16 protein-coding genes are annotated in these 22,055 nt (G+C 70.5%); 9 read left to right on the top strand and 7 right to left on the bottom strand.

The features are described from left to right. Window positions 1–133: 133 nt before the first annotated feature. The gene (locus tag OG272_RS38255; protein ID WP_405895599.1) at window positions 134–1,141 is read right to left on the bottom strand and encodes a hydroxyacid dehydrogenase; all 1,008 of its coding nucleotides are present in this window, start codon (window positions 1,139–1,141) and stop codon (window positions 134–136) included. Between the two features lie 164 nt (window positions 1,142–1,305). Between OG272_RS38255 and OG272_RS38250 the strand changes: the two genes are divergently transcribed. The 6 genes from OG272_RS38250 (at window position 1,306) to OG272_RS38225 (ending at window position 10,359) form a co-directional block, all read left to right on the top strand. Continuing rightward, on the top strand, window positions 1,306–2,553 hold the full coding sequence (locus OG272_RS38250) for an FAD-binding protein (RefSeq protein ID WP_405895598.1): 1,248 nt from the start codon (window positions 1,306–1,308) through the stop codon (window positions 2,551–2,553). A gap of 205 nt (window positions 2,554–2,758) precedes the next feature. Then, window positions 2,759–4,054 (top strand): ROK family transcriptional regulator, encoded by a 1,296-nt coding sequence (locus OG272_RS38245; RefSeq protein WP_326575486.1) that lies wholly within the window; start codon window positions 2,759–2,761, stop codon window positions 4,052–4,054. Window positions 4,055–4,294: 240 nt separating this feature from the next. Next, window positions 4,295–5,554, top strand: coding sequence for a sugar ABC transporter substrate-binding protein (locus tag OG272_RS38240; protein ID WP_326575488.1), 1,260 nt, complete (start codon window positions 4,295–4,297; stop codon window positions 5,552–5,554). A 23-nt stretch (window positions 5,555–5,577) separates the two neighbouring features. Beyond that, entirely contained in the window at window positions 5,578–6,543 is a 966-nt protein-coding gene (locus tag OG272_RS38235; RefSeq protein ID WP_327727276.1) for a sugar ABC transporter permease, read from the top strand. Beyond that, a complete protein-coding gene (locus OG272_RS38230; RefSeq protein WP_326575492.1) occupies window positions 6,540–7,442 on the top strand; it encodes a carbohydrate ABC transporter permease in 903 nt (300 codons plus the stop codon). The genes OG272_RS38235 and OG272_RS38230 overlap by 4 nt, the downstream gene beginning before the upstream one ends. A gap of 19 nt (window positions 7,443–7,461) precedes the next feature. Then, window positions 7,462–10,359, top strand: coding sequence for a glycoside hydrolase family 2 TIM barrel-domain containing protein (locus OG272_RS38225; RefSeq protein WP_405895597.1), 2,898 nt, complete (start codon window positions 7,462–7,464; stop codon window positions 10,357–10,359). A gap of 222 nt (window positions 10,360–10,581) precedes the next feature. On the opposite strand, the gene OG272_RS38220 is transcribed toward OG272_RS38225, so the two are convergent. The 4 genes from OG272_RS38220 to OG272_RS38205 form a co-directional block, all read right to left on the bottom strand. Then, window positions 10,582–11,472: a potassium channel family protein gene (locus tag OG272_RS38220; RefSeq protein ID WP_326575496.1), complete on the bottom strand. Its 891-nt coding sequence runs from the start codon at window positions 11,470–11,472 to the stop codon at window positions 10,582–10,584. Between the two features lie 189 nt (window positions 11,473–11,661). Next, a complete protein-coding gene (locus OG272_RS38215; protein WP_328224255.1) occupies window positions 11,662–12,579 on the bottom strand; it encodes a serine hydrolase in 918 nt (305 codons plus the stop codon). Between the two features lie 209 nt (window positions 12,580–12,788). Further along, window positions 12,789–13,301: a hypothetical protein gene (locus OG272_RS38210; RefSeq protein WP_327727279.1), complete on the bottom strand. Its 513-nt coding sequence runs from the start codon at window positions 13,299–13,301 to the stop codon at window positions 12,789–12,791. Further along, entirely contained in the window at window positions 13,298–15,016 is a 1,719-nt protein-coding gene (locus OG272_RS38205; RefSeq protein WP_327727280.1) for a PHP domain-containing protein, read from the bottom strand. Before OG272_RS38205 ends, OG272_RS38210 begins: the two co-directional genes overlap by 4 nt. A gap of 239 nt (window positions 15,017–15,255) precedes the next feature. Here OG272_RS38205 and OG272_RS38200 point away from each other — a divergent pair, with 239 nt between their 5' ends. The 3 genes from OG272_RS38200 (at window position 15,256) to OG272_RS38190 (ending at window position 18,830) form a co-directional block, all read left to right on the top strand. Then, a complete protein-coding gene (locus OG272_RS38200; protein ID WP_327727281.1) occupies window positions 15,256–16,620 on the top strand; it encodes a jacalin-like lectin in 1,365 nt (454 codons plus the stop codon). Window positions 16,621–16,712: 92 nt separating this feature from the next. Then, window positions 16,713–17,297 (top strand): TetR/AcrR family transcriptional regulator, encoded by a 585-nt coding sequence (locus OG272_RS38195; protein ID WP_405895596.1) that lies wholly within the window; start codon window positions 16,713–16,715, stop codon window positions 17,295–17,297. A 123-nt stretch (window positions 17,298–17,420) separates the two neighbouring features. After that, entirely contained in the window at window positions 17,421–18,830 is a 1,410-nt protein-coding gene (locus OG272_RS38190) for a hypothetical protein (RefSeq protein ID WP_327727282.1), read from the top strand. Here the strand turns inward: OG272_RS38190 and OG272_RS38185 are convergent. Together OG272_RS38185 and OG272_RS38180 are read right to left on the bottom strand one after the other, a co-directional pair. Further along, a complete protein-coding gene (locus OG272_RS38185; RefSeq protein ID WP_328224254.1) occupies window positions 18,775–20,559 on the bottom strand; it encodes a DUF2264 domain-containing protein in 1,785 nt (594 codons plus the stop codon). The two genes, OG272_RS38190 and OG272_RS38185, sit on opposite strands and share 56 nt — an antisense overlap. Window positions 20,560–20,852: 293 nt before the next feature. Then, a complete protein-coding gene (locus tag OG272_RS38180) occupies window positions 20,853–21,899 on the bottom strand; it encodes a rhamnogalacturonan acetylesterase (RefSeq protein WP_328224253.1) in 1,047 nt (348 codons plus the stop codon). Window positions 21,900–22,055: the final 156 nt, after the last annotated feature.

The raw sequence follows: 22,055 nt of genomic DNA, 5'->3' as shown, positions 1-22,055 counted from the left end.
GGTGTCCGGCGAGGCACGGTCGCGCCCACCGTCATCCGCGCCCGGCGCGACTCCCCCGCCCCGCCCGCGCACCCCGCCCCGCCCGTCGCGAAGGCGCGCCGGAATCGCCCGTGGTCGCCCGCAGGGCCCGTGGTCATGCCATGCGTGCCAGCGTGGCGCGGTCCAGCGCGTGTGCCAACTCCCCTCCGGCCGCGAACCGTTCGGCCTCCTCGGTGACCGCGAGGCCGAGGCGGGCGACCTCGTTGCCCTGGGAGCCGGCCAGGTGCGGGGTGACGAAGGCGTTCGGCAGGTCGAGGAGCGGGGAGTCGGCGGGCAGCGGCTCGGGGTCGGTGACGTCGAGGATCGCGGAGAGCCGCCCGGCGCGCAGCTCGTCGACGAGCGCGTCGTGGTCGACGAGGGCGCCGCGCGCGGTGTTGATCAAGGCGGCCCCGTCGGGCATGAGGGAAAAGGCGCGGCGGTCGATCAGCCGGTGGGTCTCCGGGGTGTCGGGGGCGTGCACGGTGACGATGTCGGACGTGCGCAGCAGGTCGTCGAGCGGCAGGAGGGGTACGCCGAGAGCGGCGGCCCCGGCCTCGTCGACGTAGGGGTCGGCGAGACTCACCCGCAGGTCGAAGGGGCGGAGCAGTTCGATGACGCGGCGGCCGATGCGGGAGGCCCCGATGACGCCGACGCGGCGGCCGTGGTTGCCGATACCGGGGACGAACCCCCAGCCCGGCGAGACGCGCTCGGCCCGCAGGCGTTCGCGGCGGCCGAGGATGTCCTTGCCGGCCAGCAGGATCATGGCGAGCGTGTACTCGGCGACGGGCAGGGCGTTGGCGGCGGCGGCCGTGGAGACGGCGATCCCCCGCTCCCAGACGGCTGGGGCCACGAACCCCTTGACCGAGCCGGCCGAGTGCAGCACCGCCCGCAGCTTGGGCGCCGCGTCGAGGACCGCCTCGTCGATGCGGGGGCACCCCCATCCGGTGACCAGCACCTCGGCCTCCGCCAGCACCTCCCGGACCTCGGGATCGGTGAAGTTCGCGGCGACCAGAGCGGGATCGATGTCCACCGTCTCTCGCAGGCGGGACAGCACGTCCGGCGGGAAGATCTGTGGAAGGTTCTCGGCCGTCATGGCGAACAGTGCGCGGGGACGCTCGGGCAAGGAAGGACCTTCCGGAGGGGAGAGACGGCCGAACAGCAACCGCTCTCTACCGTAGGCAGGGGCTCCCGAGAGGGTCAATGGACGGGCAGGGAGGATGGCCCCGACGGCTGGGGCCGGCCCGCGGGACGGGCCCCATGGCTCGCGGAACGTGGAGGACATCGAGCATGACGACGGAGACCCTGACCAACTGGGCCGGGAACATCACGTACACCGCCAAGGAGCTGCACCGGCCGCACTCCGTCGACGCCCTCCGGGCCCTGGTCGCGGACAGCGAGAGGGTGCGGGTGCTGGGCAGCGGTCACTCGTTCAACGAGATCGCGGAGCCCGGCCCCGGGGGCGTCCTGCTCTCCCTGACCGGGCTGCCGTCGGCGATCGAGGTGGACACGGCGGCCCGTACGGTACGGGTCGGGGGCGGTGTCCGGTACGCGGAGCTGGCCGACGCCGTGCACGCCCACGGTCTCGCGCTGCACAACATGGCCTCCCTCCCGCACATCTCGGTGGCGGGCTCGGTCGCCACCGGCACCCATGGCTCGGGCGACGGGAACGGTCCACTCGCGGCGGCCGTGCGCGAGGTCGAGCTGGTCACGGCGGACGGTACGACGCTGACGCTGACGCGCGGCGACGACCGCTTCGGCGGGGCGGTCACCTCGCTCGGCGCCCTCGGTGTGGTCACCGCGCTCACCCTCGACCTGGAGCCGGCCTTCGAGGTGAGCCAGCACGTCTTCGGTGAACTCCCCCTGGCCGGGCTGGACTTCGCCGACGTGTCGGCGTCTGCGTACAGCGTGAGTCTCTTCACCCGCTGGCAGCACTCGGGCTTCGACCAGGTGTGGGTCAAGCGGCGCACGGACCGGTCCACGACGGACTTCCCGTGGGCCGCGCCCGCGACCGAGGCGATGCATCCGGTGCCGGGGATGCCGGCGGTGAACTGCACCGCGCAGTTCGGTGTGCCCGGACCCTGGCACGAGCGGCTGCCGCACTTCCGGGCCGAGTTCACACCGAGCAGCGGGGAGGAGCTGCAGTCGGAGTATCTGCTGCCGCGCTCGTTCGCCGGGCCTGCCCTGCACGCGCTGGACGAGATCCGGCACTCCGTGGCACCCGTGCTGCAGGTCTGCGAGGTCCGTACGACGGCCGCCGACGAGCAGTGGCTCAGCCCCGCCCAGGGGCGGGACACGGTCGCACTGCACTTCACCTGGATCGCGGACGCGGCACCCGTACTGCCGGTGGTGCGGCGGGTCGAGGAGGTGCTCGCGCCGTTCGACGCCCGGCCGCACTGGGGCAAGGTGTTCACGGTCCCGGCGGCCGAGCTGGGGCGGCTGTACCCCCGACTGGGTGATTTCCGCAGGGTGGCCGACGCGCTGGATCCGATGGCCAAGTTCCGCAACCGTTTCGTACAGGACGTGCTCGGCGGCTGAGCGCTCCGCGGGGAGGGAGCCCCAAAACCACGGGCCGTCTGTTTTCGGTCGCGCGGCTCCCCCTCGCACTCGAGGGCACGCCAACCTGCCGGGACTTTGTACAGCCCCTTTCCTAACCCCTTGTCGAAAGTCCTTCCGCGCCCTAACGTTGGCGACCGCGCCGGGGCAACAGGCCTCGTCATGGCCTGGAGGGATCGAGGGGATCATGTCGTCGGTGAAGCGCACCTCACGCGACATTCGCACCGCGAACCGCTACGAGGTGCTGCGCCAGATCATCGCCAAGTCTCCCACCTCCCGGCAGGAGCTGGCGGCCGCCACCGGGCTGAGCCTGGCCACGGTCGCCACGCTCGTCGGTGAGCTGCTCGACCTCCGCATGATCACCGAGGTCGGATTCGAGGACTCGGCGGGGGGCCGCCCCCGGGGACTGGTGGCCGTCAACGCGTCGGGGGGCGCGCTGATCGGCGTCGACATCGCGGAGACGTACGTCCATGTCGAGCTGTTCGACCTCGCGCTGAACGTCCTGGCCCGCGCCGAGGAGGACGTCCGCGCCGGTGAGAGCCTCCCCGAGCAGATGGTCGGCCATGTCGCCGCCGCCGTCGGCTCGGTGGTCGCGCAGGCCGGTATCGAGGGCGCCCGGGTGCTCGGCGTCGGGGTCAGCGTGCCGGGGCAGGTGGACCGCGCCACCGGCATCTCGGAGTACGCGCCCAACTGGGACTGGCACGACGTGCCGCTGCTCGACCTGCTGACCGAGCACATCGCCTACCCCCTCTACCTGGACAACCCGCTGCGCGCGGTCGCGGTGGCCGAGCTGTGGTTCGGGGCCGCGCGCGGGCGCGGGGACGCCGTGATCGTCAACCTCGGGACCGGTGTGGGCGCCGGGCTCGTCCTGGGCGGCGGGCTGCACCGGGGGGTGAGCAACAGTGCCGGGGAGTGGGGCCACACCACGATCGTCCTGGACGGCCGGCTGTGCCACTGCGGCAACCACGGGTGCGTGGAGACGTATGTGGGCGCCCCCGGGATCATGCTGAACCTCCGGGAGCTGAGCCCGCGCAGCACGCTGCTGCATCCCGAGGACCAGACGGCCACCATCGCGGCACTCGCGCAGGGCGTGGCCCGGCACGACCCGGTGGCGGTCAAGGTGGTGCGGGACACCGCCCGATATCTCGGCGCGGGGATCGCCGACCTGGTCAACCTGTTCAATCCCGAGGTGGTCGTGCTCAGCAGCTGGGTCGCGGCCGCCCTGGGCGAGCCCCTGGTCGCGGAGGTGCGCGAGGCCGTCGCCCGGCACGCGCTGCCGCGCCCGATGGCGGCCACCGAGATCGTCCTCTCCCTGATCCCCACGGACCCGGCGTGCCTGGGCGCGGCGACGTTCGCGCTCGAAGGGGCGCTCCAGTCGGTCGGACAGAAGCCGGGCAAACGCGCCGCCCCGGCGACGGGCAAGCCGGTCGTACGACGCCGAGAACGCGCTGAAGAGCGCGAACGGCTCCAGCGACACCCCTGAGCCGAGGGCCGCCGGACCCTGACCCGGCGGCCCTCACCCCCCACGTCAAACCCTTTGCACCGCACGGACGTTCGGAACACCGAACCGAATACAACGCTTCGAACAGACTTCGTCCAACCCCTTGCCGAAGCCTTAGCCGAAGGTTAACGTCCCGCACCGCAAGCCCCTTTGAGCCAACTGGCACTGAGCCGCCGAGCCATAGGCACAGAGCCGAGCCGTACTCGAGACAAGGACGTCAGCATGTCGGCATTCAGGAACAGCAACCTCGACCGCCGTACCGCCCTGCGGGCCGCGCTGGGTCTGGCCGCCGCCGGCGGACTGGCCGCGTGTGGTGGCAACACCGGCAGAAGCAGCGGCGGGGGCGCCGGTCTCACGCAGTACTTCCACGCGTACGGCGAGGCCGGGACCGAGCAGGCCATCAAGAGGTACGCGAAGGCCTACAAGGACTCCAACGTCACCACGCAGTGGATCACCGGCTCCAACTTCGAGAGCAAGCTGTTCGCCTCGCTGCTCACGGACAAGGCCCCCGACTGCTTCGAGTTCCACCCGCAGCTGCAGATGATCGAGAGCGGCCAGGTCGCCGACCTCAGCGACCTGATCAACCCGGTCAAGGACGACTTCAACCCGGCCGACATCGCCTCCCACACGGTCGACGGGAAGATATACGGCATCCGGATGATCGACGACCCCCAGTTCTTCTTCTACCGGCCGTCGCTGTTCGAGAAGGCCGGGGTCGAGGTCCCGCAGACGCTGGAGGAGCTGATCGAGGCCGCCGCCAAGCTGACCACGGACAAGGTCAAGGGCGCCTACCTCGGCAACACCCTGCACTCGATGATCAACCCGCTGATCTGGTCGGCCGGCGCGCAGCACCTCGACGACAAGAACCAGATCGCCTACCACACGGACGCGGTCGTCGACGGCTTCAAGCAGCTGCGCAAGCTGTTCACCAGCGGTGACCTGCTGCTCGACGCCCCGACCGACTTCTGGGACCCGTCCGCGATCAACCAGGGCCTGACCGCGATGCAGTGGTGCGGTATGTGGGCGATGCCGCAGATGCAGGAGGCGCTCGGCGACGACCTCGGCATCTTCCCGTTCCCGAAGGTCGGCGACGCGGGCAAGCAGTCCGTCTACAACGGCGGCTGGTCGATGTTCGTCAACGCCAAGGGCAAGAACCTCGAAGCCACCAAGGAGTACGTGAAGTGGCTGTGGATCGACCAGAAGGAGTACCAGGAGGACTGGGCGCTCTCCTACGGCTTCCACATCCCGCCGCGCACCTCGATCGCGGCGTCGGCCGACAAGCTGAAGTCGGGTCTGCCCGCTGAGGGCGTCAAGCTCTTCAACGAGTACGGCAACTTCGACAACATCGGCTGGACCCAGGCGAGCATCACCGCCCTGGAGGACGTCCTCGCCAACTCCGTCCGCAAGGGCGGCGACCCGGACAAGGAACTCACCAAGGCCGACGCGAAGGTCAACAAGGAACTGAAGAAGCTGTTCGGATAGGCCGGCGGACAGGTACTCACGACATGTCGACCATCACCAAGGACGGCGTCTCCAGCCCCGCCCCGGCGAAGGCCTCCCCGGCCAAGCCGCGGCGGGGGCTGCGGGGCTCCCCCACCTTCAACTTCTGGCTCTTCACCGGGCCGTTCCTGATCGGCCTGGCGATCTTCGTCTATCTGCCGATCCTGTGGAGCCTGTATCTGTCGTTCTTCGAGGCCCGTTTCACGGTCACACCGAGCGAGTTCGTCGGCCTCGACAACTATGTGACGATGCTGACCGACGAGGAGTTCATCCGCTCCCTCGTCACCTTCACGATCTTCGCCGTCTTCATCGTGCCGCTGACCTGGGGAACCTCGCTGGGTCTCGCGCTGATGGTGAACCGGCTGCGGTTCATGCGGGCGTTCTTCCGCTCGGTGTTCTTCCTGCCGACGGCGGTCAGCTATGTCGCCGCCTCGCTGGTCTGGAAGATGTCCATCTTCAGCGGTGTCCGCTTCGGCATGCTGAACACCTTCCTGAGCCTCTTCGGCATCGACAACACCGCGTGGCTGGCCAGCCCCGATCCGCCGTGGTACTGGCTGGTCATCCTGACCGTACGCCTCTGGCTCCAGGCCGGCTTCTACATGATCCTCTTCATCGCGGCCCTGCAGAACATCCCGCAGGAGCTGTACGAGGCCGCCTCGATCGACGGCGCCAAGCCCGGCTGGCAGACGTTCTGGCACATCACCCTGCCGCAGCTGCGGGCGACCTCCACCGCCGTGATCCTGTTGCTGCTCGTGGCGGCGTACCAGGCCTTCGACGAGTTCTTCAACCTGCTGAACAAGACCACGTGGGGCAGACCGCCGCTGGTCGAGCTGTACTACAAGGCGCTCGGTGACAGCCAGGACTACGGCGCGGGCAGCGCGGGCGCGCTGATCCTCACCGTACTGATCTGCCTCGTGACCCTGCTCCAGGGCAAGTTCATGGGATTCGGAAGGGGTGAGGAGTCCAAGTGACCACCACCACGACACCTCCGTCGGACCGAGTGGACCGGGTCGACGTCTCGGCCAAGCCGCGTCGCGTCCGGAGCGGCAGCGTGATCGGCTCGACCGGTCTCTACCTCGCCACCGGTATCGCCGCGCTCCTCTTCCTCATCCCGTTCTATCTGATCGTCCGCAACGCGCTGATGACGGACCCGGAGATCACGGGCGAGGAATGGAAGTGGTTCCCCACCGACATCCAGTGGGGCAACGTCAGCGAGCCGTTCGACGACCCGTCGGTCGACTTCGCGCGCTCGCTGTGGAACTCGGCGGTCGTCGGCGTCCTGCACACCGTCGGCACCCTGCTGTTCTGCTCGCTGGCCGGCTACGGCCTGGCCCGCATCCCGTACCAGCACGCCAACAAGGTCTTCTACATGGTCCTCGGCACCCTGATGGTCCCGACCGCCGTGACCTTCGTGCCCAGCTTCGTGCTGGTGTCGTCCCTCGGCTGGATCGACACCTACCGGGGTCTCATCATTCCGGGCCTCTTCAGTGGTTTCACCTGCTTCCTGTTCCGGCAGTACTTCCTGGGGTTCCCCAAGGAGCTGGAGGAGGCGGCACGCGTGGACGGGCTCGGTTACATGGGCGCCTACTGGCGGGTCGTCGTACCCAACTCGCTGAACTTCTTCGCCGCGATGGCGACGATCACGTTCATCAGCGGGTGGAACTCCTTCCTGTGGCCCCTGGTCATCGGCCAGGACCCGAGCGCGTGGACCGTCCAGGTCGCGCTCTCGAACTACACGACCGGCCAGACCGTCAACTTCCATCTGATCTTCATGGCCACGGCCATTTCCATCCTGCCCCTGGTGTTCGTCTTCCTCTTCCTCCAGCGCTGGCTGGTGCAGGGCATCGCGCAGACCGGCATCAAGGGCTAGGAAATCAGCAAGGAGACCGATGTCTTTCCGCACCACCGGCAGCACCGGCAGCACCACCGGCACATCCGTCGACTACGTCGAGGACGTCTCGCCGGGCAGCGGGGCCCTGCCGCCCCGTGCCTGGTACGCGTCCTCCGACGCGCAGTCCCTGTCGCTGAACGGCAGTTGGAGCTTCCGGCTGTCTCCCACCGTCGACGCCGAGGACGACTCGTTCGCCGCCCCCGGCTTCGACGCGGGCGGCTGGGCCGAGGTGGCCGTGCCGGGCCACTGGGTGCTGCAGGGCGACGGGGCCTTCGGGGCGCCGATCTACACCAACCACCTGTACCCGTTCCCGGTGGACCCGCCGAGGGTGCCGTCGGAGAACCCGACCGGTGACCATCTGCGGTTCTTCGACCTGCCGGAGGGGTGGCCCGCTCTCACCGAGGGCGGGGCGGTGTTGCGCTTCGACGGCGTGGAGTCCTGCGCCCGGGTGTGGCTGAACGGCACGGACATCGGTGAGTTCAAGGGGTCCCGGCTGCCGCACGAGTTCGCGGTCGGGCACCTGCTGAAGCCGGCGGGGAACGTCCTCGCCGTCCGGGTCCACCAGTGGTCGGCGGGCTCCTATCTGGAGGACCAGGACCAGTGGTGGCTGCCCGGCATCTTCCGGGACGTCACTCTGCTGCACCGCCCGGCGGGCAGCGCCCTCGACTTCTTCGTGCACGCCTCCTACGACCACGTCGGCGGCATCGGGACCCTGCGTGTCGACTCCGACGTCGACGGCCGGGTCCTCGTGCCCGCCCTCGACATCGATGTCGCGACCGGCGAGGCGGTGACGGTGCCGGTGGAGCCGTGGACCGCCGAGACGCCTCGGCTGTACGACGGTGAACTGGTCACCGAGGGCGAGCGGGTCCCCCTGCGGATCGGCTTCCGGACGGTCGTCCTCGAGGACGGCCTGCTCAAGGTCAACGGCAAGGCGATCCTCTTCAAGGGCGTCAACCGGCACGAGTGGCATCCCACGATGGGCCGCGCGCTCGACCTGGAGACCATGCGCGAGGACGTGCTGCTGATGAAGCGGCACAACCTCAACGCGGTCCGCACCTCGCACTACCCGCCTCACCCGGCCTTCCTCGACCTCTGCGACGAGTACGGCCTCTGGGTGATCGACGAGTGCGACCTGGAGACCCACGGCTTCACCGAGCAGAACTGGCGGGACAACCCCGTCGACGACGACCGCTGGACCCCGGCCCTCCTGGACCGCGCGGCCCGGATGGTCGAGCGCGACAAGAACCACCCCTCGGTGGTCATCTGGTCCCTCGGCAACGAGGCCGGCACCGGCCGCGGCCTCACCGCCATGGCCGAGTGGATCCACGGCCGCGACGGCTCGCGCCTGGTGCACTACGAGGGCGACTGGGACTGCCGCGACACCGACATCTACTCCCGGATGTACGCCGACCACGCCGAGACCGAGCGCATCGGCCAGCGCCTGGACGGCGGCACCCACAAGCGTCGGCAGCTGCCCTTCATCCAGTGCGAGTACGGGCACGCCATGGGCAACGGCCCCGGCGGCATCGCCGACTACCAGCGCATCTTCGAGGCGCACGAGCGCATCCAGGGCGGTTTCATCTGGGAGTGGATCGACCACGGCGTCAAGCACCCGACGCTGGGCTACGCCTACGGCGGCGACTTCGGCGAGGAGCTGCACGACGGCAACTTCGTCTGCGACGGCCTGATCTTCCCGGACCGGACGCCGTCCCCCGGCCTGATCGAGTTCAAGAAGGTCATCGAGCCCGTCCGTATCGACGGCGACGGCTCGGCCGGCACGGTCCGGGTGCGCAACGCGTTCGACTTCGCGGATCTGTCCTCGCTGGCCTTCGAGTGGGCGTACGAGATCGACGGGAAGACGGTGGAGGCGGGCACCCTGTCGGTGCCCGCCCTGAAGCCCGGCGAGTCCGCCGAGGTGAAGCTGCCGCAGCCGCCGACCGGCGGACCGGCGGGCGAGGCGCTGTGGACCGTACGGGCGCTGCTGGCCGAGGACACGGCGTGGGGCAGGAAGGACCACCAGGTGGCGTGGGCCCAACTGCCGGTCGTGGAAAGGCCGTTGCCGACCGTGGCGCCTGGCGACGGTCCCACGGCGAGCGAGAGGCTGATCCATCTCGGCCCGGCCTCCTTCGACGTCCGTACGGGCGCGCTGAAGACCATCGGCGGCCTTGACGTGACCGGGCTGCGCCTGGACGTGTGGCGGGCGACCACCGACAACGACGAGGGCGCGTGGAACGGCAACACCTGCTACAGCAAGCTGTGGCGGGAGCTCGGCCTGCATCGCGTGCAACACCGCCTGGACGGAGTTGAGTTGGGCGCCGACGCGCTAACCGTACGGACGCGGGTGGCGCCGGCCGCGCGGGAGGTCGGTCTGCGCACGACCTACCGGTGGACAGCCGACGACACCCGGCTGAAGCTGACCGTGTCGGTGGACCCGGAGGGCGACTGGACCGTGCCGCTGCCGAGGCTCGGCATCCGCTTCGGACTGTCGTCGGCGGACGCCGTGAAGTGGTACGGCGGCGGTCCCGGCGAGGGCTACCCGGACACCAAGTCGGCGTCCATGGTGCGCCGTCACCACTCCACGGTCGACGAGCTGCAGACCCCGTACGTCCGCCCCCAGGAGAACGGCGCCCGTCCCGACGTACGTTGGGCGGAGCTGGGCGGACTGCGCATCGACGGCGATCCGGAGTTCTCGTTCACGGCCCGCCGCTGGACCACCGAACAGCTGGACGTGGCCGGGCATCTGACGGACCTTCAGTCCGGTGACACGGTGTGGGTCAACCTCGACCACGGCCAGATGGGCGTCGGCTCCCAGTCCTGCGGGCCGGGGCCACTCCCGGAGTACCACCTGACGGCGGGGCCGGCGGAGTTCTCGTTCGTGTTCTCGACAACGGCGTAGGAAGGCAGTTGGCCCGTACAGCGGCCGGTCGGCGATCACGCCGACCGGCCGCTGTCGCACCGTGGAAGAGCGATGACGGGCGAGCAGTGGGGCGCGTGGGATCAGCACGGAGCGGAGATCGCGGGGCTCGTCCAGCCGTGTCCCGTGCCCCGCCACGGACGCTAGGGTGCGTCCGTCGTGGGCGGGGTCCAGCAGGTCCCGGCGGATGCCCCGCCTCTCCGTTCAGCGGGCCGCGTGACTGTCCGGCGGGGCGGCGCCGTGGTCACGAGCGTAGGCGTCGAGGATCTCCGGTCGGGGCTTCCCCGTGTGCAGGAAGCGCTCGTCGAGCACGGTGGCGAAGTCGTCGAGCGCGGCGGCGAGGACGAGGGACGCGATGCGAGCACCGGGGTGCTGTGCCAGCCGGGTCCGCTCGGCGAGTGCGGCGGCGTGGCCGATGCTCAGCGCCAGCGAGGTGTCGCCGGTCCCGTCGTGGAAGTAGTACGACTCCGGGTACTGCGCGAAGTCCACGCTGACGCCGGCGATCTCGGCGGCCAGCGCGTCCAGTACGGGGGCTCCCGCCTCGGAGTCGAGCTGTTCGTCGGTGAGCCCGGCCCGGCGCAGATGGCAGATGCGCAGCGCCAGCGTCCGGCGCCGGGCGAGCGCGGGAAAGATGCCGAGGACCCAGGAGACGGTGGCGGTCAGCAGCGCGAATCCGACCAGCGCCTCCAGCGGTGCCACGATCCGCAGCCAGCTTTCGGCAGGGGTGATGTCGCCGAGGCCGAGGGTGGCCACGGTCACCAGGGAGACATAGAGGGCGTCCACCGGACGGGAGTGCTGGGTCGGCTCCAGGGCGCTCGAGAAGACGAAGCCCTCCGGCATGTGCGGCCAGTACACCACCGCCCAGCCCAGGGCCACGCCGCACGTCCACATCGCGACCACGCCCGCCACGCCGAGCGGCCCGGCCACTCCCGTGGCACGCCAATGGGGACTGGTGCGGGAGGACAGTCGCCACAGGGCCGTCATGACGATCCGGCTCAGTCCTCCGTGGCGGGTCGGGTGCCACAGGGTGTGGAACACGTCCCGCAGGATGATCAGCACCACCGCCACGCCGACCAGCGAGATCAGCCCGTTCACGCATCCTCCTCAGCCGCACCGGTACCGGTACCGGCATGCTGCCGCGCGGACATGCGGCGGGTGGCCGTCGCGGGCCCGTGTCGCCGCAGGCGTTCGAGGACGCCGATCCGCACAGGGGAGGTGCGTCGGCGCCCGCACGGCACGGGGCCCGGGAACGGCGTGCGTTCCCGGGTCCCCTCTGGCGCCCGGTCAGTCCCGCTGTGCGCCCGTGGGCAGCGGGCGCAGTTGCATGCTCGACGCGGTGCTGGTGCCGAATCCGTAGTCCAGCATCTTCGCGGCGTCGGTGTAGCGGTAGCCGTCGTTGAGAACGACGCCTATGACGGTCTTGTCACCGCGGGTGGCGGAGAAGACCAGACACGGTCCCGCGGATGTGCCGGTGCCGGTCTTGATGCCGTTGGCGCCGGAGTAGGAGGCGAGCAGCTGGTTGGTGTTGTACCAGGTGTAGGTACGGGTGCCGCCGGTGCTCGTGGTCGCGTAGCGCACGGTCTTCGTCGTCTTCACGACGGTACGGAACGTCGAGTACTTCATCGCGCTGCGGGCCAGCTTCGCCAGGTCCTGCGGGGTGGTGTAGTTCTCGCCGGCCGTCGAGATGCCGTCGAACGAGTCGAAGTGGGTGTTGGTCAGACCGAGGTCCGCGGCCTTCTTGTTCATCTTGCCGATGAACGACTTCACCCGCGCGGAGCGGGTGTCACCCGTGCCGAAGGTGTCGGCGAGGGCGTACGCGGCGTCGCAGCCCGAGGGCAGCATCAACGCGTACAGCAACTGCCGGACCGTCACACGGTCGCCCGTCCTCAGATCCGCGGTGCTCGCACCCTCGGCCGTGACGTAGTCGCGGTAGGCCTGCCTGATGGTGATCTTGCGGTCGAGGTCGAGACCGGTCTGGCCGAGGACCACGCGGGCGGTCATGATCTTGGTCGTGCTGGCCATCGGCCGCTTGGTGTCGCCGTACTTGCTGAACAGCTTGGTGCCGGTCGCGTTGTCCAGCAGGTAGGCGCCCTTGGCGCTGACCGTGGGCGCGGCGGCCGCCTGCGCGGGTGAGGCCACGGGCGTGGCCAGCAGTACGGTGCCCGCGGTCACGGCGATCGCCGCGGCCTTGCGCAGCGTCATCGCACCGGATCTTCGTGCGCCGGCACTCCGGCGAACACGTCTGCTCTTGTCAAGGGTTGTCAATTCGAACGCTCCGAAAAATGCACGAATCGGAATGAAGGCCATAGGGCGGGCGCAAAGCACCCTGTCCTTACATGGATCACAAGGGAGAGAATGGTTGCACAGTTCTCCCAACGGCCTTCGGGCACCCCTTTATGCGCATTTCCCGCTCAGGGGTCCGCGCAGCACGGCGTCGGATCAGGGACCTCGAACGGCACCAGGACGCCACCGGCCGCAGGCATGGCGGTGAGGACGAGTTCGCCCTCGTGCCAGTGCGGACGTACGTGATCCCGTGTCGCCAGTTCGTTCTCCGGGGCCGGTGGGCCGGGTGAGCCCAGGACGGTCACGCGGGCGATCGCGGAGCGGGAGAGCAGTTCCGCGATCGTCAGCGTGCCGGTGAGGGAGGAGACGCCCGGGTAGAGCACCGCGCGGCCCATCGGGTCGGGGATGCCGGGTGACACCTCGTACCCCCGGGCCGTGAGCCGCTCCCGGGCGATGCGCGGGAGCGGCTCCGACGGGAGTGCGAGGGACAGGGCGACGCGTGGCCGGTCTCCGCGCACCAGGTGCGTACAGCCGAACACGCCCTCGGGAAGGGCGAGTTCGGCGGCCAGCGTGTGCAGCAGGTGGTCGGCCGCGCGCAGGTCCCCGACCCCGGCGTCCACGGAGAGGGCGTACGGCGTCATGAGGGCAGGACCCACACCGGGTTGGCGTAGAACCACAGGTCGCGCCACGGGTCGGCGTCGCCGACGACATCGATGGCGGGGCCCGCCGGGTCGACGGCCGCGCCCATCGGGCCGACGGCAAAGCGGTTGCCGTCGCTGCCGCGCAGGCGGACGTAGTGCGGACGGTCGACCCGGCCGAGGCCGTAAGTGAGCCGGACCAGGCCGGTGGACTTGTTCACCTCGTACGACTTCACGACCTTCGCGGTCGGCGCGGTGAAGGTGTCCTTGTCGGCGGGCGTGCCCGTCACATCGCCCCGGATGACGTCCACGCGGGCCAACTTCGGTACGAACCCGGCCCAGTTGGGGCCACCGGCGAGCGCCACGTCGACGGTGAGCGTGACCTTGGTGCCCTTCTTGACGTGCAGGGCGCCGCCGAGGGTGGCCCAGCGGCCGCCGCCCGAGAGGCGGACATCGAGGCCGCTGATGAGCTGGCCGTGGTCGACCCAGATACGGCCGGCGCGGATGCCCTCCATCACGGCGGCGTAGGTGAAGCCGTCGGCGCCGACGTGGGTGCGGCTGTACTGGCCGGGCCAGTAGTCGCCCTGGGTAATGTCGATCTTGCCGCCGTGGACCGGGTCGGTGTGCTTGCCGTTGGCCGCGTAGTCGCTGTCCGGGCCGCCGCGCACGGCGGTGTCCGCGTAGACCTGGTGGGAGTCGGAGTTGGCGGTGATCCACCACGGCTTGCCCTCGGCCAGGAGGCTGTCCCACAGGCCGCCGACGGTGGAGGTCATCCAGTCGAAGCCGCCCCAGGTGCGGTAGCTCTCCAGCGGGTAGCCGGGGAAGGAGTTGGCGCTGGGGTTGTTGTCGTAGATGCCCCGGGCGCGGGCCATGCCGAGGGGTGCGGGCAGGCCGGCGGCCTGGTGGCCGGGGGCGCCCTCGAAGCCGACGGCTATCCGGCCGCTCGCGCCGGTCGCGTCGCGCCAGCCGCGGATCTCGTGCGGGGAGTCGACACCGCGCCGGGCGGGGTGGTTGGCGAGCATCAGGGCGTCCTTGACCTTGCGGCGCCGGACCTGCTCGGCGAGGAAGCCGAGGCCCGCGATGGCGAGCGCCTCGTTGGCGGGCGTCGAGTCCGAGGCGCCCTTCACGCTGCCGTCGTAGTCGGTCTCGAACTGCTTGAGGACGGCGACCTCGTTCTTGCCGGGGTGCACGAAGACCGTGCCGTGCTCGGCGGCCGGGATGTTCCACTCCAGGCCCTGGAAGACGAGGGTGTCCTCATACGCGGCCCGGGCCTCCTTGATGTCCGGGTTGACCTTCTCGACGCCGATCCTGGCGTGGGTGGCGTTGCCGTGGTCGGTGATGACCATCCAGTCGATGCCGTGCCTGGCGCCCTGGCGGACCTGGTCGACGACGCGGTACTTGCCGTCGTTGCTGTACTGGGTGTGGATGTGGTGGTCACCGGCCAGCCACAGGAAGCCGCCTCGCTTACGGCTGTTCGTGCCCGCGTACGCGGGGGCGGTCGCCGCCGCCTGGCCGAGGACGCTCGCGGCGGTCAGGCCCGCCCCCAGCAGGCCGGCGCGGCGCAGCAGGGTGCGGCGGGACTGCTGCTCGGGGGTCAGCGCCTCGTCGGGCACAGAGGTGTCGAAGGCGGCGGGGAGGGCGGCCGGTGCCTCGTGCTCATGGTCGTGGTCATGTCCGTGGTGGTGATGCCCGTGACCGTGCGCGTGTCCGTGTCCCATGAAACGCCTCCTGATGCCGCTGCCTTCCGCGGCTGCCTTCCGCGACGCGACTACCGCGCCGCCTGTGGAGGATCGAGGCGAAACATGAACGTCGAAAGATCAAGGAGTGGCCGCCGGGTTCCCTGGATAGGGCGGATCGCCACGTCCCTCACTGTTTCCCCAACTGGCCTTGCACGTCACACTGATGGCGATCGAACCTGAGCACCGCTCATCTTCCCCCGCGCCCTCCGGAGAGCCCCATGAGCCCCACGAGTCCCATGCGTCCCACAGGCTCCACACGCCCCACGAGAAGACTGCTCGGCATCCTCGCCGCCGGCGCGCTGGCCGTCACCGGCCTCGCCACCACCGGCGCGACGCCGGCGGCGGCCGCCACCAGCGGCACGTTCAACGTGCTGACGTACAACGTCGCCGGCCTCCCGGAGGGGCTCAGTTCCGGCAAGCCGGCGACGAACACCCCGCTGATCTCGCCGCGCCTCGGGGCGTACGACATCGTGAACGTGCAGGAGGACTTCAACTACCACGCGGCGCTGTACGCGGGCGACAACCACCCGTACCGCACGGCGACCAGCGGCGGGGTGCCGTTCGGCGACGGCCTCAACACCCTCTCGGACTACGCGTTCGAGGACTTCGAGCGGGTGAAGTGGAACAACTGCACCGGCACCAACTGCCTCACCCCGAAGGGCTTTTCGCTGGCCCGGGTGCGGCTCGACGAGGGCGTCTTCGTCGACCTCTACAACGTGCACACGAACGCCGACTCCGACGACGCCGCCCTCGCCGCCCGCCGGGCGAACGTCACGCAGCTCTCGGAGTTCATCAAGGCGAACTCGGCGGGCAACGCGGTGATCGTCATGGGTGACACCAACACCCGTTACACGCGCACGGGCGACAACATCCGCTCGCTCGTGTCGGAGAACGGGCTCACGGACCCGTGGGTGCAGCTGATCAAGGGCGGTGTCGCCCCGGCTCTGGGCGCCGACGCGCTGGTCTGCCCGACGACCGCCCCGACCAATGACTGCGAGGTCGTCGACAAGGTCTTCTACCGGGACAGCAACGTGGTCGACCTGACCGCGAACCGCTACAACAACGACTGGGCGACATTCCTCGACTCGGCGGGCGGCAACCTCTCCGACCACTTCCCGCACACGGTCGACTTCTCCTGGAAGCTCAACTCGGGCCTGAGGGCCGGTGACTTCTTCGGCGGTCCGCACGGCACGGCGTACAACGACGCGGACAACCTCCCCTCGACGGTCTCGCCCCGCACGCTGACCCTGCGCGGCGGCTCCCGTCTCGACGCGGTCTCGCTCACCCACGACGGCGGTACGACGCTGACCCACGGCGGTACGGGCGGCACTGCGGCCTCGCTCACCCTGGCCTCCGGCGAGCACCTCACCTCCGTGAAGCTCACGCAGGGCCAGAAGGACGGCCGCACCCGGATCTTCTCCGCCGCCTTCGGCACGGACAAGGGCCGCACCCTCTCCTCCGGCACGGCCACCTCCGACACCAAGACCTTCACGGCCCCCTCCGGCTGGCAGATCGTCGGCTTCACCGGCCGCGCGGGCACCGAGATCGACAAGCTCGGCGTGCTGTACGCCCCGATCGGCTGACCTGCGACCCCTCGGCCACAGGGCCTCCGAGCCCTTGATCACCAGGCGGTAGCCTTGGCGTCCTGGGTCTCCGAGGTGAAGAGGTGGTCTCCATGGCCCGTGCCGGGCTCACCGTCGACCGGGTCGTGGAGGCCGCGGCCGATCTCGCGGACGAGGTCGGGTTCGAGCGGGTCACCCTGTCCGCGCTGGCGCGGCACTTCGGGGTGAAGGACGCGAGTCTGTACTCGCACGTCAAGAACCTCCAGGATCTGCGGACGCGGGTCGCGCTGCTGGCGGGCGGCGAGCTGATCGACCGCATCACCGCCGCCGTGGCCGGGCGGGCGGGCAAGGACGCGCTGGCCGCCTTCGCGGGCGCCTACCGGGAGTACGCGCTGGAGCGGCCCGGCCGGTACGCGGCCACCCAGATCCGCGTCGACCAGGACGTCGTCGCCGCCTCCCCCGGCTTCCGCCGTACCGCCGAGATCACCTACGGCATGCTCCGCGCGTACGGCCTCGACGAACCCGACCTCACGGACGCCGTACGACTGCTGCGCAGCACCTTCCACGGCTTCTGCGCCCTGGAGGCCGGTGGCAGCTTCGGCGCGCCCCGGGACGTACGACGGTCATGGGACAAGGCCGTCGAGGCGCTGCATCTGGCCCTCACGCACTGGCCCCGGGAAAGTCCCGAGGGGGCGTAGTCCCGAGGGGGCGTAGTCCCGAGGGGGCGTAGTCCCGGCGTGTGCCCCCGCGAGGAATCTTGAGGACTCAAACAATTGCCGCCCCGACGGCAACCTTCCGTCCCTCGGCGGCGACCACAGAACATGACACCTGCAACACCCGCCCCCTCCGCCCCGTCCGGACACCGTCGTCGCCACCTCGCGCGCAAGCCCGTCATCGGCTCGCTCGTGGCAGCGTCCGTGCTGGCGGGCGCCTGGTACGCGACCGCCGGGGCCGCGCCCGCGCCCACCGCCGCGGCCGGTGATCTCACCGTCACGCACACGACCGTGAGCCTGTCGGCGAAGTTCCCCTATCTCTCGGCGGGCTACAACAACAGCCGGGAGTGGACGCGGACGGCGACGGCCGTGGCGCCGAACGGCACGCTGCGGGTCGCCTGGCCCGCGTCGGACGGTGTCCACGTCACCCCGCTGACGGCCGCCGGAAAGCGCGCGGGCGCCGACTCGGTCGTCAAGGGGACGAAGGAGATCGGGGGGCTCGTCGCGCACAACGACGGGTTCGCGCTGCTGACCCGGGTCGCCGACACCAACAAGTGGAAGGAGACGGCCGCCGCGCTGATCCGCTACCGGAACGGCAAGCAGGCCTGGCGCACCAAGCTGACCGGCGCCTCCTCCGACGACACGGCCCCGCTGCTCGACGGCCAGCTCGCCTGGAACGGCAAGAAGTACGGCGCCTACTTCGTCGTGCACGGCGCGGGCGGCTTCGCCGACGGCCACTTCGGCGACAAGCTGGCGTATGTGAACCCCCAGGGCAAGAAGCTCGGCGGCGGCTGGGGCTGGGGCTGCTCCCACAACGAGGGCATAGCCCTGCGCGCCGAGACGAGCGGCGACTTCACCTCCCTCTGCTTCGACGACTGGCGCTCGGGCCTGTTCGTCTCCACCGGCATAGCCGCGCCCGACAACGCGCCCGTCGTCCAGCGCGAGCAGTGCTGGGCCGGCTACTGCGGCGGCACCTTCGCGGGCCGCACCGGCGACCTCGTGAAGTCCTCCACCGGCCGCTACGCCACCGCCTTCGCCTCGCGCGGCGCCGCCTCCGCCAAGAAGAACCCGGACGACTCCAGCGGCCGGGGCTGGACGGTCAAGCCGAAGACCAGCACGCACCAGGTCGCCGTCGCGTTCCTGAAGAACCGCAACACGCCCTCGGGCAAGCCGGTCTACCTCACCTCCGCCAAGGGCACCGAGCACGTCAACGTGCGCGTCGCCCCGTACGGCAAGAACCGGCTCCTCGTCTCCTACGAGACCCTGAAGAACGCCAAGTGCGCGAGCGGCACCTGCACCGGCACCTTCTCGGGCACACACTTCCGCCTCGTCGACTGGAGCGGCAAGCTCCAGGGCGCCGACAAGGTCGTCAAGGCGCGGATCTCCGGCGACATCGCGGTCCTGAAGGACGGGACGCTGACCTGGGCCTACGCGCCCGTCACCCCGTCGTACACGACCGCCCTCAACGGGGCGTCACCGACCACGAAGACGCTGAAGATCGCCCGTCTGAAGCCGTAGCTCCACGGTCGAAGGCGAAGCGGAACGCCGCCCGCTCGCCGTCGGCCCACGTCACGACCACGTCGTGAGCCCCCTCCACCGTCACGGACACCAGTTCCGGGAGCGGCAGGGGGTCGGGGTCGGCGGTGAGGCGGGCGAGGGCCACGAAGAGGGTGGCGGCCTCGTCGGCCTCGCCGATCTCGCCGGCGAGGCCGGGGCCGCCGTCCGTGTCCGACAGGCCGTGAACGGGGAGGAGTTCGACCTGAACGCCCTCTGTCGCCGCCCATCCGGTGACCCGTACCGGTGTCCCGGGCGCCGCTCCGCTCACCAGATGGGCGCGGACCTCGGCCGCGCCCCGGGCCACGACGAGGCTGGTGACCCGCACTCCGGCCCCGGGCTCCTCACCGACCGCGTGCCGGGAGGCGGCCCACCCCACCCCCACCCCCAGCGGCTCGATGCCGGCACGGCTCGCGTCACCGCCGACGATCACGCTGTTGTCGTACGTCCCGGCAGGCTCGGCCAGAGGCACGGGCTCCGTCACCGTCGAGTACGCGAGCCGCGTGTAGAAGGGGTCGTAGCGGACGTCCTCGCTGCCGTGGTTGTGGAGGCGGACCAGGCCGTCCGAACGCGTGGACTGAAGCAGCCAGTTGGGCGGCCCCACCGGGCGCAGCCCGTCCTCCCGCTCCACCGGCCCCGGCTCCTCGGTCGCCGTCCACACCTCGTGGTCCGGCGGCAGCAGCAGGCCGAGGAAGCCCTTGCTGGCCCAGTACGGGGAGGCGGGGCCCGAATAGCCTTGCAGTACGGCGGAGTTCGGGCCGTGCCAGCCCAGCGACAGCAGGCCACGGTCGTCGACCGCGCCCCGGTCGAGGAAGTACTTGAGGGCGCCCGACGCCAGCCGCCTCGTCTCGCCCGGCGACAGCGGCGTACGGCCGGTGAAGGCGCCCAGCCAGAGCGGAGCCGTCGTCGCGAAGCGATAGGTGAGGGAGCGGCCCTGATGCAGAGGGGCGCCGTCGCCGCCGAACAGCCGGGCGTAGTCGCCGAGATGGGCCGACAGGCGGTCTCCGTAGCGGGCGAGGAGGCGTTCGTCGTCGGCCAGCCAGGCGTGCAGCACCGGGTAGAGGTGCATGGCCCAGCCGTTGTAGTAGTCGAACTTGCGGCCGTCGCCGTCGGTGTACCAGCCGTCGCCGACGTACCACTGCTCGATCCGGTCGAGCCGCTCGTCGATGACCCGGCGCGCCAACTCCGGTTCATGGCCGATCTCTTCGAGGAAGCCGCCGACCGTCACCGGGAACAACTCCCAGTTACAGGGCCAGGGTTCGGCGGTGAGCGCGTCGCCGAGCCAGGCCGCTGCCCGCTGACGGACGCCGTCGTCGAGCCGGTCCCAGAGCAGGTCGCGCGTCACACGCAGCGCGAAGGCGATCGACGCGGCCTCCACCAGGGGCTGACCGCGGTCCTCGATGCGCGGCCAGACGCCCGAGACCCCGGCCGCGAGTCCGTCCGCGTACCGCGCGAGCGCCTTCTCGTCGCGGCGGAAGGCGGCGAGCAGCAGCGTACGGGCGTACCCCTCCAGCCCGTCGGAGAGCCGGCCGGACCAGCTGGTCCGGTCGCCCGGGAGGTGGTACAGGGCCCCGTCGGCGGTCGCGTACGGCTCCACGGCGGCCAGCAGCGAGTCTGCGGCAGCCTCCCAGTGGGCGCGGGTGTAACCGGTGTACGGGCTGAGGGTGCGGTCGTCGTGGGGCTGGGAGGGCATGTGGTGCGCTTTCTGACTGGGAGGGGCCGGGGTGGCTGGGTGCGTTGTCGAGTGCGGGTGCGTGGGGCTTCTCGCACAGTTCCCCGCACCCCTGAGAGACCAGGCCCCTGCGGGCCTGGATCGGCAGGGCTGCGGGCCGAGAAGCATGGGGCGCAGCCCCTGCTTTTCAGGGGCGCGGGGAACTGCGCGAGCAACCACGACGCACCCGCACCCGCCAACGCACCCAAACCACCCGCCCCCTCCCGCGTACAAACCTGGGGCGCCCCGGTTCCGGTCGGAACGCCCCAGGGGTCTCATCCCACCCTGGTCCGCCCCTCGGGGACCAGCCCCTGGGCGACGAGTTCGTCGCGGACGAGGTCGGCGTAGACGGTAGCGCCGTGCACCGAGGTGTGGGTGTTGTCGCGCTTCTCGTTGTAGAGGTAGAGCGCCTTGGAACCCTCGGTGCCCAGCGACTCGACCAGCGCCTTCGTCTTCGCGGTGAGATCGACCAGCGGCACACCATGGGCGGCCGCGACCGCGCGGGTGACCGCCGGGTGGTCGACGCCGAGGCCGTTGACCAGCAGGGCCGTGCCGTTGTTCAGGGTGCCGTCGGAGTTGAACCAGCGGCGGACGATCGGGGTGACCAGGACCGGCTTCCCGCCCTTCTCGCGGACGCCCGCGACCAGGGTTTCGAGGTTGGCCCGGTAGGTGGCCTCGTCGGTCTGCTTGTCGTTGTGGGCCAGCTGGATCAGGACCAGGTCGCCGCGCCGGATCTTCGGCTGGACCGTGGCCCACAGCCGGGAGTCGGCGAGGTAGGACACCGTGCTCTCGCCGGAGTCGGCGTAGTTGGCGACCGAGACGCCCTTGCGCAGGTACTGCGGGAGTTGCTGGCCCCAGCCGGAGTACGGGTCGCCGGGCTGGTCGCAGACCGTGGAGTCGCCGACGAGGAAGATCTGACGGGCCCGCTGGGCGGGGGTCACGCGGATGTCGGCGAGGGCGGGCGCCGCGCCGCCGATGACGAGGTCCAGGCCGGGGGTGCCCTCGGCGCCGGTCGGCTCGCCCTCGGGGGTGCGGACGTCGACGGTGAAGCTGCGGGAGACGGGCTCGTCGGCCTGGGTGACCGTCTCGGCGAGCAGCGTGCGGCGCGTCTCGCCGGTGACCTTCGTGCTCGCCGCCGTCGCGCCGCCGAGGCGGACGGTCACGTCGTACGTGCCGGCGGGGACGTCGAAGTGGCAGGCGTTCTCGGCGCAGTTCTCCAGGCCCAGCGCGGGTCGGCCCCGGTGCGCCTCGGCCGGTACGGCCGTGAGAACGGTGCCCAGGGTCGTCGCCACCGTCAGCGCGGCGATGGTGAAACGTCTCATTGCGGCTCCTCCCGAGGAATGACATGACCCGGCGGCTGGACGGTACATCGTCTGGCAAGCGCTTTCTAGATGTCAGCCGGTTTTCACAAGATTGCCAACTTCCCTGCGGCGAAAGCCCTTTCGCGAAAACGATTCAACTGTCACCCTTCCGAATCA

It is taken from the genome of Streptomyces sp. NBC_00104 (genome assembly GCF_045160825.1).
Classification (GTDB): Bacteria; Actinomycetota; Actinomycetes; order Streptomycetales; family Streptomycetaceae; genus Streptomyces.
Note: the sequence above shows the minus strand (reverse complement) of the source record. Positions and strands in the feature narration are given on the sequence as shown.